This is a genomic window from Cellulomonas sp. CW35 (genome assembly GCF_052378485.1).
Taxonomy (GTDB): domain Bacteria; phylum Actinomycetota; class Actinomycetes; order Actinomycetales; family Cellulomonadaceae; genus Cellulomonas; species Cellulomonas uda.
In genome coordinates this window covers 1,494,700-1,511,122 of sequence record NZ_CP199000.1, presented here as the reverse complement: position 1 = coordinate 1,511,122, position 16,423 = coordinate 1,494,700, and the positions used below count along the sequence as shown (strand labels likewise).

Here is a 16,423-nt window from a genome sequence, read left to right as displayed (position 1 = left end):
GCGTCCCGCCGCCGAACGACACGATCGTCTGACCAGCGGACGGCAGCTCCACCAGCGCAACCGGCGCGTCGGAAGCCACGGGAACCGGATCCGCCTCCCCCGACGGCACGGGAGCCGGCTCGACAGGCTGCTCCTCATCCAACGCCGCCAATGCGGCCTCGAAGTTCTCCGCACGCGTCGCCAGGCCATCCACCACCGGAGGAAGGTCGTCAGCGACGCTCAGCGTCGGCTCCATGACGAGCGTCACCGTGACCGCAAGCGCGACCGCGCCCAGCACCCCGGCCCACCGCCCACGCACCGATCCGCGCACCACTGTCCCCCTCATCACTGCCCCACCGTCGTCGTGGGGTCGAGCGCTGCCTCGCCGCCCTGGACCTGGTTCGCCTCGGCGCCCTGGCACATGCGCCGGATCTTGGCGTCAGCCACGACCTGGCCCTTGAACATCCGGACGTTGTCGATGCGCCCGTCCCACCACCCCGCCGCAGCACCGCCGCTCTGCCCGCGTCCCAGTACGACCGGACCAGACGCACTTCTCAGCGGGTTGGGCGTGCTCACCTTCGACTCGATCGGCTCCCCGGGCGCTGGACGGTTGAGCGTGCCGATGTCGCACACCCACAGCCGGATCCGGCCCTTGGAGGCGTCGTACTCGGCGGTCAGCTGGGTCCACGCGTACTTCGCCGGTGCAACCGAAGACCGCACGGTCCAGGTGGCGCCGAACTTGTCCAGCGTCGAGAAGCCCCAGCACGTCGTGAGCGTTCCGGGGCACCCGGAGTTCACCAGTCCGACGCTCCAGACACCGTTGGTCGCACCTTCTTGGACGATGACCGTCCGGGGGGTCGCCACGGCGTCGGGCCGAACGTGCGCCGCGATCACGAAGCTGTCGTCGGTGGCGAACACCGGGGACGCCGTGTACGCCTCGTCATCCTGACCGTCGAAGTCCAGCGCCAGGTCACCCTCGCGCGACAAGAACTCCGCGTGCGGACCCTGGGCCCATTTCGCACCGGCAACAGTGATCGGACCGACCCCGAGCTTGGGGTCCCGCTCCCAAGCGAGCGAGTCGTCCTTCGCCGGGCTCGTGCCCTCGTCGAACGACCACACCCCGTCCTCACGAGGGTGGGCGACGAAGAAGCCGTACTTCGTGTTCTCCGACTCGTTGCCGGCCCTGTCCTTGATGAGAGCGCTGATGAACGCGGACCCGGCTGCCTCCGGCGTGAAGCACACGACTGCCTTGCCGTTCGAGGCGAGGATGTGCTCGTCGCGCGCCGTGGTACCGAACGAGTACCAGAACTGGTGGGCATCAGAGGCGGAGCTGCTCAGCTCGAAGCAACCGGTCTGACCGACGCCACCGCGCTCGAGGCGCTGCGCGTAGACGGCTCGAATCTCCTTGCGCTCGTCGCCCTCCATCGCCCTGATCTGGATCGGCCCCGGCTTGACGGTGTCGATCTCGAAGAAACAGGACGAGGTCCACTCACTGAGCAACCCGTCAGGGTCCTCAGCGCGCACCCGCCAGCTGAACGTGCCGTCACCCAACAGCTCGGACGGGATCGTCTTGACGAACGCGGTCCCCGACGACTTCAGCTGGAACGAGTAGTCCCACAGCCGCGACCCGGACTTGTACACCTGCAGGTGCACCCTGACCTGGCTCCCGTCGGGGTCCCGGGCGAGAACCGAGACCTGGACGTCCGTCGAGTTCACCAGCACAGGGGTGGCGCTGCAAGCGTTCTCCTTGGTCGCCTTCCGGGCGGTCCAGAACGTCGTCCTCGACGCCGTGTCGATCGTCGGAGCACGGTTGAACAGGACGTCGAGCTGGGCGGTGTGCAGCTCGTACCGCCACCACGACGGCTCGGTCTCACTGGCCGCTCGCAGGCCCAGCGTCATCGAGGTGTTCACGCCCGCGTAGTCCTTGGCCGCCGCGGTCGCGTCCCACTCGTCGAACGTCGCCCCACCACACGCGTCCCGGTGCTTGGGCCTCGCCGAAGAGAGCTTCATCTTCGTCGCCGGCTGCGTGGCCCAGGTCGTCGACGAGGTGAACCCGCCCGTGAGGTACAGGTCGAGAGCCGGCCCCGAGCAGTCCCAGGAGTGCACGCCCTTGGCCCGGAACTGCGCCGAGATGACGTCCTGCGCGCTGAGCTCCTTGAGCACCCCCATGTTGTTGAACTGCCAGAAGACCCGGGACCTGTGCACCCCCTGACAACCGGCCGTGACCGAGACCGACGGGCAGTACCCCACGCCCTCGTTCCCGTCGGTGTTGTACTTCGACGGCCAGCCCGCAAAGTCGCGGACCACGATCCACTGGTTGAGCTTGTGGTCCTCGATCTTCGGGTCGATGGTCACCGGCCAGACCGTGTCCGGGTCGCCGGCCATGTCACCGTCGGCCACGACAGTCGCCGCGTCGTCCCTCACCTCGACCTCGAGCGTGGAAACGCTGTCACCGTCCGCCGGCGCCACACCAGAGTCGACCGCCCCAGCCTTGGTGCCCTCACGCTCCCCGCCCGATGGCACCCCGGACGCGCTGTCCCACTGCCGCGCCTCGGCAGCCGCGAACACCGTGTCCCCCGTCTGGCCATCGACCGCGGAGAACGCCTTGCCCCGCTCGTCACGCAGCTCGAGCGAACCAGACGTCACGTACTCGAACGCGATCCGACCTCCCGAGGCCTGCTCCAGGTCCTCGTAGGCGGCCGCGTCACGGACCTCGAACAACGGAGTCACACCGGACGCATCCGGCTGGACCTGAGCGATCAGCTCCACGCCGTCGATGACTGACCCGGCCGCGTCGAGCACGTCCCACACCACCTGCGTGCCGCTCACTCGCGGAGCACCGAGGTCGACCGGCACGTCGAGGCTGATCGCACCCTCGTCCGACTCGATGGCGACGAACCCCGACCCGTCCTTCGGGTCGAACGTGATCGCATGCACCGGCGAAGCGACCCGAAGCTCACCCGACTCCTCGTCGGTCACCACGCGCGGGTCGACCGGCGCCCACTCACCCGAGACGTCCGTACGAACCGCCCCCGTGCTCGCACTCGCGCGCACCGCACCCACAGGCGTCGCGGTCAACGAGCTGTACGGGTCCAACGAGTCCAGCGCGACCACGTCGTGCCCGCACGCCTGAGCGAGCAGCAACGCCGCGGTCAGCGTGGGCGCCTCCGTCGCCGAGCAGTCGACATCGGAACCCCGCACCGCGTCCGCCGCCGCATACGCCGCACCCGCGACCAGCACAGCGACCACCGCCGTCACGACCGTCCGCCGGCCACGACCCATCAAGCCCTTACGCACACGCTCCCCCTGCAACCCGAGACTGCACGACGGGCAACGGTGCGCGACCCGGCGCCTGGAGTATGTGCGAACTCCCGGACCCACAGTGACGATTTCAACGCGGTTCACTCGTTCGGGCGACGGCACGTCGGACGGTCACGGTCCGTCGTCGCGTCCCGGCGCATGTTGCCCGGCGTCCGCCTCGTCGGCATGCGTCATGGGCGCGGTCGAACAGCGCGCGGGTCGCCGTGATGCGACCAACTGCTTCCGTGTCGCTCGGCGATCCGCCCGCACTCACACGAGGCGGCCAGGCACTGGCCGGGGTCGTTGGTCGACAAGCGTCAGCGAGCGAGGCGGTCCAGCAGGAGCGCCTCGGCCAGGACGACCCTCTCGAGCTCGCCCAGGTGCACCGACTCGTTGGCGCCGTGCGCGCGCGAGTCCGGGTCCTCGACACCCGTGACGAGGATCGCTGCGTCGGGCCGCAGCTCGAGCAGGTCCGTGATGAACGGTATGGAGCCGCCGATGCCGATGTCGACCGGGTCCGTCCCCCATGCCTGCGCGAACGCCCACCGGGCGGCCTGCATCGTGGGTGAGTCGGCGGGCGCCTGGAACGGCTTGCCCTGCTCTCCCGGTCGCACCGTGACCCGGGCGCCGAACGGCGTGTGCGACTCCAGGTGTGCGCGCATCGCCGCCATCGCCTCCGCCGGGTCGCTGCCGGGTGCGATGCGAACCGAGATCTTGGCGGTCGCGCGCGGCGCGATGGTGTTGGACGCGCTCGCGACGCGCGGCGCGTCGAAGCCGATCACGCTGATCGCCGGGCGCGTCCACAGACGAGCGGTCAGCGGGCCGGTGCCAGCGAGCCGGACGCCCTCCAGCACGCCCGCGTCGGCGCGCAGCGCGGCCTCGTCGTAGTCGACGCTCGGGTCGGCAGCGCGGTGCAGCCCGGCGACAGCGACGTCGCCGTTTTCGTCGTGCAGCGTCGCGACGAGGCGCGCGAGCAGGGTCGGGGCGTCCAGCACCGGGCCGCCGTACATGCCGGAGTGGATCGCGTGATCGACCGCGGCCACCTCGACCTCCAGGTCGACCAGGCCGCGCAGCGAGGTCGTCAGGCCCGGCGTGCCGACCGCCCAGTTCGACGAGTCCGCGACGACCATGACGTCGGCGACCGCGAGGTCGTCGTGATGCGCGTGCAGGAAATCCGCGAAGGTCGGCGAGCCGATCTCCTCCTCGCCCTCTACGAACACGACGAGGCCGACGCCGAGCTCGTCGCCCAGCACGCGCAGCGCACCCACATGCGCGACGATCCCCGCCTTGTCGTCCGCCGCACCGCGCCCGTACAGCCGCCCGTCGCGCTCGACCGGCTCGAACGGTGCGGTGTGCCACTCGGCGTCGTCGCCCGGGGGCTGCACGTCGTGGTGGGCGTAGAGCAGCACAGTCGGCGAGCCGGGCGCCGCGGGCCGCGTGGCGAGCACGGCCGGGCGGCTGCGACGGCCGTCGGCCCCGGCCGCGTGGACCACGCGGACGTCGGGCAGGCCAGCACCCCGCAGGAGCTCGGCGACGTGCGCCGCACTGGCCGCGACGTGCCTCTGGTCGAACTCGGCGTTCGAGACGCTCGGGATGCGCACGAGCCGCTCGAGCTCGGTCCGCAGCGCGGGGAACGCGTCGGACGTGCGCGAGCGCAGCTCGGCGACCCGCTCGGGGGTGGGCAGGCAGGGCGGGACGTGGTCGGTGGTCACAGCCAGCCACGCTACTCGACTAGCCTGTAGGGGTGTTCGGACGCCAGAAGCCCCCTGTGACTCCCCCCACCGAGCCGGGCGACGACCTGCCGGTCGGCATCATCGAGGGGAAGGGCCGTCCGACGCCGCGCCGTAAGGAGGCGGAGGCCGCGAACCGGCGGCCGCTGGTCCCGTCCGACCGGCAGAGCGCGGCGAAGGCCGCTCGCGTCGCGCAGCGCACGCAGCGCGAGCGCGAGTATGAGGCACAGAAGCGCGGAGATGAGAGCGCGATGCCAGCACGAGACAGAGGTCCCGTTCGGCGGTTCGTGCGCGACTGGGTGGACGCCCGCCTCAACCTTGTTGAGGTCTTTCTCCCGATCGTGCTCGTCTGCTTCGTCGTTCAGATGACATTCATGCAGATCAATGCGTGGGCATCCCTGATCGCGCTCGCCGTGCTCTACGCCTTCACGGTGGCGGCGATCATTGACGCGATCGTCCTATGGTTCCGGCTCAAGCGACGCGTCATTGCGAAGTTCGGCGAAGTACAGCAGGGCGCTCTGTTCTACGGCCTCGTGCGAGCCTTCCAGGTACGCCGCTCGCGTCTACCCAAGCCTCAGGTGAAGCGCCGCGCCTACCCCGAGTGAGTCCCGTCGCGGCCGCGCCCAGACCTCCCGCGCCCTGGATCGAGTCGGTTCGATCGACGGCTCGGTGTACCCGGCCATCAGGTTGGTAGCAGGCGGCGCCTCGGTGCCTTGCCCCCAGTGCGCTGTGGCGGCGTTCTGTGTTGAGTGCTCGAGCCAGGCCTTGCGTGGTCGTCCGTTGAGTTCCTCGGCGATCGCGGCGAGGACGTCGATGTCGTGGGAGCTGAGGTCGGAGCGTTTGGGCAGGCACTGGCGCAGGAGCCCGTTGGTGTTCTCGTTCGTGCCGCGCTGCCAGGGCGCGGCAGGCTCGCAGAAGTAGACGGCCATGTCGGTCGCCATGGTGAAGGTGCGGTGCTCGCTCATCTCGGCGCCCTGGTCCCAGGTCAGCGTGCGCCGAAGACTCGTCGGCATCTGGGCGAGTGCGGCCACGAGGCTGTCACGGACGGCTTCGGCGGTCCGCTCGACGGGCAGGTGCCCCAGGACGAGGTAGCGGGTGGTGCGTTCGACGACTGTCGCGACGGCCGAGCGGGATCCCGCCCCGAGGATCAGGTCGCCCTCCCAGTGTCCTGGGACCGCCCGGTCCTCGACCTCCGCGGGACGTTGGGACAGCGGGGTCATCGGGTCGGTGAACCTGCTCGAGCGGGCCTCGGGGTCGCGGTGCGGCTTGCGCCTGGACCGGCCGCGGCGCAGCGATCTGGCGAGCTCGCGCTTCAGCTCACCGTGGGCGTGGACGTAGATCGCCTGGTAGATCGTTTCGCAGCTCACGCGCATCCTGGGGTCATGAGGGAACTCTCGCCGAAGACGCGCGGCGATCTGCTCCGGCGACCATCGCTTCTTCAGCTTCGCCGCGACGTCGTCCCGCAGGGGTCCCTCGGAGGCCAGCTTCGCGGTCCTGGGGCGTTCGCGCCGCTTGACCGAGAGGCGGTGCGCGGTGTGCGGGAGGTAGTCGCCCCGGGCGACGGTGTTGCGGCGCAGCTCGCGGCTGATCGTCGAGGCTGAGCGGCCCATAACCTGCGCGATCTGCCGGATCGACATGCCCTCAGTGACCAGGTCCTTGAGCTGCTCGCGCTCGAGCAGCTCAGGTAGCGGGCGTGGATGACCTGCTCGACGCGGGCCAGCGGGACCCGCTCGCCTGGACCCACGCTGTTCTCGGGTTGCGCACGTTGGCCAGGACCTCCTCGGGCCGGTAGAGCACCACCCTGCCGTCGGGGTAGATCCGACCCTTCGAGAACACCCGGATCCCCTTGTCCCAGTCAGAGGCCTGGTGCGCCTCGACACCCAGCGTCCGGGCCGCAGCACGACGGGAGACGCCCTCCCGACGAAGACGCAGGAACTCCTGGCGCTTGGCGTCGGAGTACTCGGCGGTGAAGATCCCGGCCTTGTGCGCCCAGACGTAGGCCGTCACCCGGTTGATGCCGAGTGGAGTTCCCGGGCGACCGCCGACACGTTCCTGACTCTCGGAGTCGGCGCAGGAACTCGCCCTTCTGAGCCGCCGTGTACCGGCGCTGCGTGCTGCGCGGGGTCGACAAGCCCGCCTTCTTCATCCACGCTGTCAACGACGGACTGGAACTGACCCCGTAGCGACGGGGTGGTTTCCACTCGTCGTCAGGGGGTCAGTCTCAGCGCGTCGTCGACACACGCGTAGGCCGCGTCGGGGTGCACCCCGACCGCCGCGCAGGCCGCCCGGACTGAGCCGCCCCGATCGATCAACGCCAGGAACTCCAGTCGCTGCTCGTCGGTGTACTTCCTCGCCGGCATCGCCACTCCTCATCGCAGGCGTTGCGACGATCGCTGGAATCCAAGCCGTGGGGTGCTCGGTGATGTCCCAGAGCCACAACCGGTTCGGCCCGTCGGCCCGGAACCGGCGCAAGAGGGGCTGGTGCACGAGTTGGTGACAGTTGGTCTCAGGCGGCGAGTGCGACCTGAGTGGTCATGATGGTCTCGAACTCGATCGGTGTCAGCCGTCCGAGTCGGTGCTGGCGTCGGCGGCGGTGGTAGGTCCTTTCGATCCAGGTGATGATCGCCAGGCGAAGCTCGTCGCGGGTGGTCCAGCGGCGACGGTTCAGAACGCTGTTCTGGAGCAGTGAGAAGAAGCTCTCCATGGCGGCGTTGTCGCCCGCGGAGGCGACCTGGCCCATCGACCCGGCCAGGTCATGAGCGGCAAGGATGCGGGCCACCTTCCGGCTTCGAAACTGGCTGCCCCTGTCCGAATGCACCACGCACCCGGCGACCGTCCGGCGCCGCTGGATGGCGCTGACCAGGGCGTTCACCGCGATCTGGGACGTCATGCGGTCGCTGATCGAGTACCCGACGATCCGGTTGGAGAACACGTTCTTGATCGCACACAGGTAGACCTTGCCCTCGGCCGTGGGGTGCTCGGTGATGTCCCAGAGCCACAACCGGTTCGGCCCGTCGGCCCGGAACCGCGCAAGACGAGGTCGTCGTGGGCCGGCGGGCCGGCCTTCTTACCACCCCGGAGCCGTCTCTTCCCGAACGCTGACCACCAGCCGTTGTCCGAGCAGATCCGCCAGACCCGCCGGTCACACGCCCGCAGGCCGGCCCGGGCGGCCTCGTCGGCCAGCAGCCGGTAGCCGAACTCCGGATCGTCCCGGTGGGCGTCGAACAGCACGTTGGCCAGGTGCGCCTCGTCGAGCTCGCGGGCTCCCACGGGTGCGGCGAGCCAGCGGTAGTAGGGCTGTCTGGCGAGCTTGAGGACCCGGCACGTCACCGCGACGGGGATGCCGTCGCCGGCGAGCTCGCTCACGAGCGGGTAGAGCATTTTCCCGGCAGATGCGCCTGCGATAAGTACGCCGCAGCTCGCCGCAGAATCTCGTTCTCCTGCTCGAGCAGCCGGATGCGGCGGTTGGCCTCGCGCAGCTCGACGGACTCGACACGGCTCACGCCGGGCCGCTGACCGTCCTCGACGTCGGCGTCACGCAGCCAGTTACGCAGGCACGACTCGGCGATCCCGAAGTCGGCTGCGACCTGCTTGATCGGAGCATCCCCGCGGCGAGCCACCGCTACGACATCGTCGCGGAGCTCCTTGGGATAGGGCCTGGGCACGGTGCACATCCTTCCAGCGGCGCCCGCGGCGCCACAGGTGGGTGTCACCTACTCGTGCATCAGCCCCGAGCTCTTGCCGCGCGCGCCTGTGAGGGTGCCCTTGACTGTCACGAGAAGTTTGAGAGTTCCACCGAGCTCAGCGCTCCCCGATGTCGAAGACGACTTCGAGCGCCGGATCTCCTTTACGTCGATCAGCTTCCGTAGGGCATCCTCGAGGAGATCCGTGTACGACTTCGATGACATGCACTCGACGACGACAGTGTCCATGTTCTCGTCTTCGGCGGCATAGCGGAGGAGTGATGACTTACCCACGCCGGTGTCGCCATAGACCACCACCTGCCCCCCTGCTCGCGGAGCGCATCTCGAAGCGTGTCCTGCAGCCCGGGGTTGCCCTCGAGGTCCTCTTCGTTCCGCTTTTCGAACATCTCGCGAGAGACGATCGTCTTCGGTGTGAACACGTCCTCGGGACTGCGCTCCGACACGGCACGCTCCATCGATGTTGGGGGCGAACTCACAGTAGCGGCGGACGAACGCCTCGAAGGCGGCAAGCGCGCGTGTCGCGCGCCGCCCGAGCGGGAGAAGTCGTGCACCTAGGTCCGACGAGGCCTGTCTGGCGAAGTAGGGTTGTGGAATGGTCAACTACCGATTCCTGGGCCGCTCTGGCCTCAAGGTCACCGAGATCATCTACGGCAACTGGCTGACGCACGGCTCGCAGGTCGAGAACGACACCGCGAAGGCGTGCGTGCGTGCCGCGCTCGACGCGGGCATCACGACGTTCGACACGGCCGACGTGTACGCGAACACCGCGGCGGAGACCGTCCTCGGCGAGGCGCTGAAGGGCGAGCGCCGCCAGTCGCTCGAGATCCTCACGAAGGTCTACTGGCCGGTGGGTCCGAAGGGCGCCAACGACTCGGGCCTGTCGCGCAAGCACATCCTCGAGTCGATCGACGGTTCGCTGCAGCGTCTGCAGACGGACTACGTCGACGTCTACCAGGCGCACCGCTACGACCACTCGACGCCGCTCGAGGAGACGATGGTCGCGTTCGCGGACGTCGTGCGGCAGGGCAAGGCGCTCTACATCGGCGTCAGCGAGTGGACGGCGGACCAGATCCGCGAGGGCGCCGCCCTCGCGCGTGAGCTGCGCATCCCCTTCGTCTCGAGCCAGCCGCAGTACTCGATGCTGTGGCGCGTCATCGAGGAGGAGGTCGTCCCCGCGTCGCGTGAGGAAGGCCTCTCGCAGATCGTGTGGTCGCCGGTCGCGCAGGGCGTGCTGACGGGCAAGTACCTGCCCGGCCAGCCCGCCCCTGCGGGGTCGCGCGGCACCGACTCCAAGGGCGGCGCGCAGATGATCAGCCGCTTCCTCGAGGACTCCGCCACGCTCGAGCGCGTGCAGCAGCTGCGACCGGTCGCGGATGAGCTGGGCCTGTCGATGGCGCAGCTCGCGGTCGCGTGGGTGCTGCAGAACGACAACGTGGCCGCGGCCATCATCGGGGCGTCGCGTCCCGAGCAGGTCGCGGAGAACGTCAAGGCGTCGGGCGTCACGATCCCCGACGAGCTGCTCGCCCGCATCGACGAGGTGCTGGGCGACAGCGTGGTGCGGGACCCGGGCGAGACCGCCCGGACCTCGCCCTCGTCGCGCTGACCTCAGCGCCTCTCGGGAACACCCGCTCGGTCGGGCCGGTCGTCGTGGTCGACGGCCGGCCCGACCGCGTCGTGCCGCGTCGACGGCGCGGCGTCCACCCGCAGGCGCGGGAGCAGGACGTGCACAAGCGGTCCGACGAGCAGCGCGTACGCGATGGTGGCGACGCCGAACCGCCCGCCGAGCAGCATCCCCGTCGCCACCACCACGACCTCGATGGAGGTCCGCACGACGGCGACCGGCCAGCCGGTGCGCGCGACGAGGCCGGTCATGAGCCCGTCACGTGGGCCGGGGCCGAGCCCGGCGCCGACGTAGAGCGCGGTGGCGAGGCCGTTGAGGGCGATGCCCGCGGCGGCGACGAGCACGCGCCAGCCCGGGGCGAGGTCATCGACACCGCCGAGCAGCGCGAGGAACGGGTCGACGAGCACGCCGATGACGAGCACGTTGGCGACCGTCCCGAACCCGGGGCGCTGCCGCAGCGGGATCCAGCACGCGAGCACGAGCGCGCTGATCGCGATCGTGACCGTGCCGAAGCTCGCCCCCGTACGGCCCGAGACGCCCTGGCTGAGCACGTCCCACGGCATGTTGCCCAGCCCGGCGTCGACGAGCATCGCGATGGACAGCGCGTACAGCACGAGGCCGAGCGCGAGGCGCACGAGGCGCCGACCGGCGGGGGCGGGGATCACCGACCCATCCTCGCCGACGGGACCGACGTGCTGCGCGGGAGCTCGAGGGTGGTTCCCTCCGCCCAGTCCCGCGGCGCCGCTGCGGCACCGGCCCTGCGACCGCGCGAACCGTCCGCACGGACGACCCGCCCCAACGCTGCCACGAGCGCGACGAGGACCCCCGTCACGACGACCACCATCTCCATGGGCACCAATCTGGCGGGGCATGGCTATTGATTCCATAGCCACTTCTGCAAGAGTGGCTACATGGCAGACGAGCTCTCCATCGACCGGCGCGTCTCCGGGCACGGGGTCGCCACGCTCCTCGGCGCGTGGACCAGACCGGGCCCGGCGTACGTGGCCCTCGCCGACGCTCTGCGTCAGGCCGTCCTGTCCGGGGCCTTGCCGCTGCGCACCCGGCTGCCCGGTGAGCGCGAGCTGGCCGAGGCGCTGCGGGTGTCGCGCACCACCACCACCGCCGCCTACGACGCGCTGCGCGACGAGGGCTACCTCGTCTCGCGCCGCGGCTCCGGGACGGTCACCACGCTCCCCGCGCGCCTGCCGCAGCCGGGCCCGGCACCCACCCCGCGGACGAGCCTGCGCCCCGACGACCTCGTCGACCTCACGACCGCCGCCCCGCAGGCGCCCGAGGGCCTGCACGACGCGGTGCGCGACGCCCTCGACCTGCTGCCCCGCTACCTCCCGACCACCGGCTACTCCTCCGCCGGCCTGCCCGAGCTGCGGGCCGCGATCGCGGCGCGGTACACCGAGCGCGGCACCCCGACGACCCCCGATCAGGTGCTGGTCACGACGGGTGGTCAGGAAGCGATCCACCTGCTCGTCGCCGCGCACGCCGGGCCGGGCGACCGCGTGCTCCTCGAGCACCCCACGTACCCGCACGCGCTCGACGCCGTGCGGGCCGCGTCCGCGCGACCTGTCGCCGTGCCGTCCGGTCCGGACGGCCTCGACCTCGACCTCCTCGCGTCGACCGTGCGTCAGGCGTCACCTCGGCTCGCCTACCTCATCCCCGACCACCGCAACCCGACGGGCACGTCGCTCTCGGCGGACGAGCGTGCCCGCGTGCGGGACCTCGCCGTGCGCACGCGCACGCTCGTCGTCGGCGACGAGGCGCTCACCGACCTCACCCTGGACGGGCCGGAGCCGGCGTCGTTCGCGGGCGACGGCACCGCCGGCCAGGTCGCGTGCCTCGGCTCGGCGTCCAAGACGTACTGGGGCGGGCTGCGCATCGGCTGGGTGCGCGGGCACCGTGACCTCGTGGGCCGGCTCACGGCGCAGCGTGCGCACGTCGACATCGGCTCGTCGGTGCTCGACCAGCTCGTCGTCGCCCGCCTGCTCGCCGAGCGCGACACGGTCCTGGCGCAGCGTCGCGCGATGCTGCGTGAGCGCCGCGACCTGCTGCGCGGTCTGCTCGCCCAGCGTCTGCCCGGCTGGCGGCCGAACCTCCCGCCCGGCGGCCTGGCCCTGTGGGTGGACCTGGGCGCGCCCGTCTCGTCGGCGCTCGCCGCACTGGCGCCGCGCCACGGCGTGCGGGTCGCGGCGGGCCCGGTGTTCGGTGTCGAGCCCGGGCTCGAGCGCTACCTGCGCGTGCCGTTCACGGAGCCGCCCGAGCGGCTCGAGCGCGCGGTGGACGGTCTGGCGCGGGCCTGGGCCGAGCTGGGTGTCGTCGAGCGAGCGCCCGCGCAGGCCGAGCCGTCGCTCGTCGTGATCTAGGCCTCGCCGCCCGGGCGAGGAGGGTCAGGACCGGGGCAACGGGATCGGCGGACCGACCGGGCGGTCCTCCTGACGCAGCGACGCCACCGTGACGCCCTGCCCGGCGAGGGTACGCCAGTGCTCCCCGAGCCACTGCTCGGCGTCGTAACGGTTGCCGAACACCGGGCTGACGGGCCGGTCCAGTGGGCCCGACGAGCCGGAGAGCTGCCACTCCCACTGGGGGCGCAGCGTGCTCACGCCGCCTCCTCCTGCCGGGCCTCGGCCGCCAGTGCGCGGCCCACCCGCGCCGCCCACGCGGGGCCCTCGTAGATGAACGCCGTGTAGCCCTGCACGAGGGTCGCGCCGACCGCGAGGTACTCGCGCGCGTCCGCGGGCGTCGTGATGCCACCCACCCCGATGATCACGGCGTCCTCACCGAGCCGGGTGCGCAGCCGGGCGACCACGTCGAGGCCCCGCGCGAGCAGCGGCGGGCCGGACAGCCCACCGGGTCCCAGGTCGTGGCCGATCGTCGTGTTGACCGCCACCACGCCGTCGAGCCCGAGCTCGGCGGCCAGGTCGGCGACCGCGTCCACGTCCGCGTCCGACAGGTCGGGAGCGATCTTGACCAGCAGCGGCACGGGGTTGACGGCGGCCGCCGCGGTCGCCTCGTCGGCCGCCGCACGCACCGCCTCGAGGATCGGGCGGAGCGCCTCGACGGACTGCAGGTCACGCAGGCCGGGGGTGTTGGGCGACGAGACGTTGACGACCAGGTAGTCGGCGTACGGCGCCAGCCGGGACGCGCTCGTCGCGTAGTCCGCGGCCGCCTGCTCGGCGGGCGTCACCTTCGTCTTGCCGATGTTGACGCCGACGACGAGCGAGCGGCCGTGCGGCGTGCTGCGCAGCCGCGCGAGGCGGCGCGCCACCACCTGCGACCCCTCGTTGTTGAAGCCCATCCGGTTGCGCAGTGCGCGGCGGTCCAGCACCCGCCACAGCCGGGGCGCCTCGTTGCCGGGCTGCCCCTGGGCCGTGACCGTGCCGACCTCCACGAACGCGAAGCCGAGCATCGCCAGCCCCTCGACCGCACGGGCGTTCTTGTCGAACCCCGCCGCGAGGCCGAACCGGCCGGGCAGCTCGCGCCCCCACACCCGGACCGCGCCGCTGCGCGGGACTGCGAACAGCGGGGCGACGAGCGCGCGCAGCACGGGCGCCCGCCCCACGAACGAGATCAGGCCGAACGCGACCTCGTGCGCGCGCTCGGGGTCCATACGCCGGAAGACCAGGTCGAACAGGAGGCGGTACACGCGCTCACCCTACGGTCGGCGCGGCGTCGTCGTCGGGTACGTCCAGGCCGGGCGGCACCGGCCGACCCGTCCGCCACAGCCACCACAGCCCCAGGAACGGCAGCACCAGCGGGACGTACCCGTAGCCCGCGCCGAACTGCGACCACACCGTCTCGTCCGGGAAGTCGCCCACGTCGACGAGCGACAGCACGCCGACCGTGAGCACCCCGACGAGCTCGAAGCCCACCGTGACCCACGCGAGTCGCCGCAGGTCACGGGCGAGCGCGATCGTCGCCACGACGTACACGATCCCCGCCAGGAGCGAGAGCGCGTACGCGAGCGGCGCCTCGTCGAGCTTGGTCGTCACCTGGTACAGGCCGCGCGCGGTCGCCGCGAGGGCCAGCACGCCGTACACCGCGACGAGGAGCCGGCCCGCGCCCGAGCCCGTGGGGCGGTGGGCCGGTGCCGGCCCGGGCATCGGAGCGTGCGACGGTCCGGTCACAGGGTCCCCCAGATCTGCAGGAGCCGGAGCTCCAGGAAGGCGACGGTGAGCGCGGCGACCAGCAGCACGACCGAGCTCCAGCGCGTGCGCTCCGCGAACGCCCAGGCGGCGGCGAGCGGCAGGACGATCAGCTGGGTCACCACGTAGCCCCACACGAGCACGCCGTCCACCGCGTGCTCGCCCGTGACCTGCACGACCGCCAGGACCACGGCCTGCACGACGAGCGCGCCCTCGACCACCGCGGCACCCCACAGCTGGCGCAGGACGACCGCGCGGTCCCGCACGACGAACCACAGGGCCCAGCCGGCCAGGGCCGCGCAGAGCAGGCCGACGACGACGGCGATCACGAGGTTCACGGCTGCACAACCTACCCCCGCACCGCGCACGCACCGGCCCCGCGCCACCCCGCACGTCCCGAGGCACGGCGCGGACACGCGGTTACGATCGTCGCGTGATCTCACTGACCTCGAAGAACCCCGCCCAGCTCGCCGTCGACGCCGTCGTCGTGGCCGTCCGCCCCCGCGGGAACGCGGTGGACGCGGTCGACGCCGCGTGGCTGCCCAAGGAGCTCGTGCAGCTCCTGGCACGCGACGCCGCGCGCCTGGGCATCACGGGCGCCGTCGACGAGGTCCGCCGACTGCCCGGGACGGGGCTCAAGGCGTCGACGCTGGTCCTGACCGGCGTCGGTGACGCCGAGCTCGACGGCTCGGCGGCCGGGCGCGAGGCGCTGCGCCGCGCCGCGGGTGCCGCGACGCGCGAGGTCGCCGGGCTCGAGTCGGTCGCGGTCGCGCTGCCGACGCCCGACGTCGCGTCCGTGGGCGCGGTCGCCGAGGGCGCGCTGCTCGGCGCGTACGCGTTCAGCCGCTACCACTCGCTGCACGACGCGCCCGTCGCACGCGTCGAGCTCGTGACGGACCGCACCCGGGACAAGGCCGCGGGCGAGGCCGTCGCGCGTGCCGAGGTCGTCGCGGCCGCCGTGCACGCGACGCGGGACCTGGTCAACACCGCGCCCAACGACCTCTACCCCGCCGTGTTCGCCGACGAGGCGAAGGCCGCGGTCAAGGGCGTGAAGGGCGTCAAGGTCACCGTGCTCGACGAGAAGGCGCTCGCCGCGGGCGGCTACGGCGGGCTCGTCGGCGTCGGCCAGGGCTCGGCCCGGCCCCCGCGCCTCGTGCGCGTCGCGTACTCGCCGGCCAAGCCGCGCGCGACCGTCGCGCTCGTCGGCAAGGGGATCACGTTCGACTCGGGCGGCATCTCGATCAAGCCCGCCGCGGGCATGGAGGCGATGAAGTCCGACATGGCCGGCGCCGCCGCCGTGCTGCACACGGTCGCCGCCGCCGCCCGGCTCGGCCTGCCGGTGGCCGTGACCGGCTGGCTGTGCCTCGCCGAGAACATGCCCTCGGGCACCGCGCAGCGCCCGTCCGACGTGATCACGATCCGCGGCGGCACGACGGTCGAGGTGCTCAACACCGACGCCGAGGGCCGCCTCGTCATGGCGGACGGCCTCGTCGCGGCGCTCGAGGAGAAGCCCGACGTCGTGCTCGACATCGCCACCCTCACGGGTGCGCAGGTCGTCGCGCTCGGCCACCGCGTGTCCGCGGTGATGGGCACCGACGAGGCACGCGACCGCGTGGTCGCCGCCGCGGGCGAGTCCGGCGAGCTGTTCTGGCCCATGCCGCTGCCCGACGAGCTGCGCGCTGGCCTGAAGTCGAAGATCGCGGACATCGCGAACATCGGTGAGCGCTGGGGCGGGATGCTGTCCGCCGGTGTGTTCCTGCGCGAGTTCGTCGGCGACTCGCCGTGGGCGCACCTCGACATCGCCGGCCCCGCGTTCAACGAGAAGAGCGCGCACGACTACACGCCGGTCGGCGGCACCGGCGTCGGCGTGCGCACGCTGCTCGCGCTCGTCGAGTCGTACGCCTGACGGCCCGCGCAGGCACAGCCCCGACGGTT

General features: G+C 71.7%; 13 protein-coding genes and 2 pseudogenes. 4 read left to right on the top strand and 11 right to left on the bottom strand.

Annotated features, from left to right (window positions below):
- Positions 1 to 324 precede the first annotated feature (324 nt).
- Positions 325 to 3,228: a LamG-like jellyroll fold domain-containing protein gene (locus tag ACT17Q_RS07005; RefSeq protein WP_444665204.1), complete on the bottom strand. Its 2,904-nt coding sequence runs from the start codon at positions 3,226 to 3,228 to the stop codon at positions 325 to 327.
- A gap of 368 nt (positions 3,229 to 3,596) precedes the next feature.
- Positions 3,597 to 4,997 carry a dipeptidase gene (locus ACT17Q_RS07000; RefSeq protein WP_444665366.1) on the bottom strand — a complete coding sequence of 467 codons (1,401 nt, stop codon included), beginning with the start codon at positions 4,995 to 4,997 and terminating at the stop codon, positions 3,597 to 3,599.
- 26 nt (positions 4,998 to 5,023) lie between these two features.
- Between ACT17Q_RS07000 and ACT17Q_RS06995 the strand changes: the two genes are divergently transcribed.
- Positions 5,024 to 5,614 (top strand): DUF3043 domain-containing protein, encoded by a 591-nt coding sequence (locus ACT17Q_RS06995; protein WP_444665203.1) that lies wholly within the window; start codon positions 5,024 to 5,026, stop codon positions 5,612 to 5,614.
- Positions 5,615 to 5,773: 159 nt separating this feature from the next.
- On the opposite strand, the pseudogene ACT17Q_RS06990 reads toward ACT17Q_RS06995, so the two are convergent.
- The 4 genes and pseudogenes from ACT17Q_RS06990 to ACT17Q_RS06975 form a co-directional block, all read right to left on the bottom strand.
- A pseudogene (locus ACT17Q_RS06990) lies at positions 5,774 to 6,941 on the bottom strand (IS30 family transposase); the annotation flags it as partial.
- Positions 6,942 to 7,216: 275 nt separating this feature from the next.
- The gene (locus tag ACT17Q_RS06985; RefSeq protein WP_444665202.1) at positions 7,217 to 7,369 is read right to left on the bottom strand and encodes a transposase; all 153 of its coding nucleotides are present in this window, start codon (positions 7,367 to 7,369) and stop codon (positions 7,217 to 7,219) included.
- Between the two features lie 146 nt (positions 7,370 to 7,515).
- Positions 7,516 to 8,674, bottom strand: a pseudogene (locus ACT17Q_RS06980) (IS3 family transposase).
- A 48-nt stretch (positions 8,675 to 8,722) separates the two neighbouring features.
- Positions 8,723 to 9,010 (bottom strand): AAA family ATPase, encoded by a 288-nt coding sequence (locus ACT17Q_RS06975; RefSeq protein ID WP_444665201.1) that lies wholly within the window; start codon positions 9,008 to 9,010, stop codon positions 8,723 to 8,725.
- A gap of 295 nt (positions 9,011 to 9,305) precedes the next feature.
- Between ACT17Q_RS06975 and ACT17Q_RS06970 the strand changes: the two genes are divergently transcribed.
- Positions 9,306 to 10,316: an aldo/keto reductase family protein gene (locus ACT17Q_RS06970; protein ID WP_094180245.1), complete on the top strand. Its 1,011-nt coding sequence runs from the start codon at positions 9,306 to 9,308 to the stop codon at positions 10,314 to 10,316.
- Between the two features lie 2 nt (positions 10,317 to 10,318).
- Here the strand turns inward: ACT17Q_RS06970 and yczE are convergent, their stop codons facing one another.
- Positions 10,319 to 10,999, bottom strand: coding sequence for a membrane protein YczE (yczE, locus tag ACT17Q_RS06965; protein ID WP_232514682.1), 681 nt, complete (start codon positions 10,997 to 10,999; stop codon positions 10,319 to 10,321).
- Between the two features lie 246 nt (positions 11,000 to 11,245).
- Between yczE and yczR the strand changes: the two genes are divergently transcribed.
- Entirely contained in the window at positions 11,246 to 12,709 is a 1,464-nt protein-coding gene (gene yczR, locus ACT17Q_RS06960) for a MocR-like transcription factor YczR (protein ID WP_268531657.1), read from the top strand.
- A gap of 24 nt (positions 12,710 to 12,733) precedes the next feature.
- Here yczR and ACT17Q_RS06955 read toward each other — a convergent pair whose 3' ends face one another.
- Genes ACT17Q_RS06955 through ACT17Q_RS06940 form a run of 4 tightly spaced genes read right to left on the bottom strand, consistent with a single transcriptional unit; the run spans position 12,734 to position 14,826 of the window.
- Positions 12,734 to 12,946 (bottom strand): hypothetical protein, encoded by a 213-nt coding sequence (locus ACT17Q_RS06955; protein WP_268531659.1) that lies wholly within the window; start codon positions 12,944 to 12,946, stop codon positions 12,734 to 12,736.
- Positions 12,943 to 13,989, bottom strand: coding sequence for a quinone-dependent dihydroorotate dehydrogenase (locus ACT17Q_RS06950; protein WP_444665200.1), 1,047 nt, complete (start codon positions 13,987 to 13,989; stop codon positions 12,943 to 12,945). The genes ACT17Q_RS06955 and ACT17Q_RS06950 overlap by 4 nt, the downstream gene beginning before the upstream one ends.
- Positions 13,990 to 13,993: 4 nt before the next feature.
- Complete coding sequence (locus ACT17Q_RS06945; RefSeq protein ID WP_444665199.1) at positions 13,994 to 14,446, bottom strand: hypothetical protein; 453 nt, start codon at positions 14,444 to 14,446, stop codon at positions 13,994 to 13,996.
- Positions 14,447 to 14,466: 20 nt separating this feature from the next.
- Positions 14,467 to 14,826, bottom strand: a complete 360-nt coding sequence (locus ACT17Q_RS06940; protein WP_141319367.1) for a hypothetical protein — start codon at positions 14,824 to 14,826, stop codon at positions 14,467 to 14,469.
- Between the two features lie 95 nt (positions 14,827 to 14,921).
- Between ACT17Q_RS06940 and ACT17Q_RS06935 the strand changes: the two genes are divergently transcribed.
- Positions 14,922 to 16,394, top strand: a complete 1,473-nt coding sequence (locus tag ACT17Q_RS06935; RefSeq protein WP_268531663.1) for a leucyl aminopeptidase — start codon at positions 14,922 to 14,924, stop codon at positions 16,392 to 16,394.
- Positions 16,395 to 16,423 lie beyond the last annotated feature (29 nt).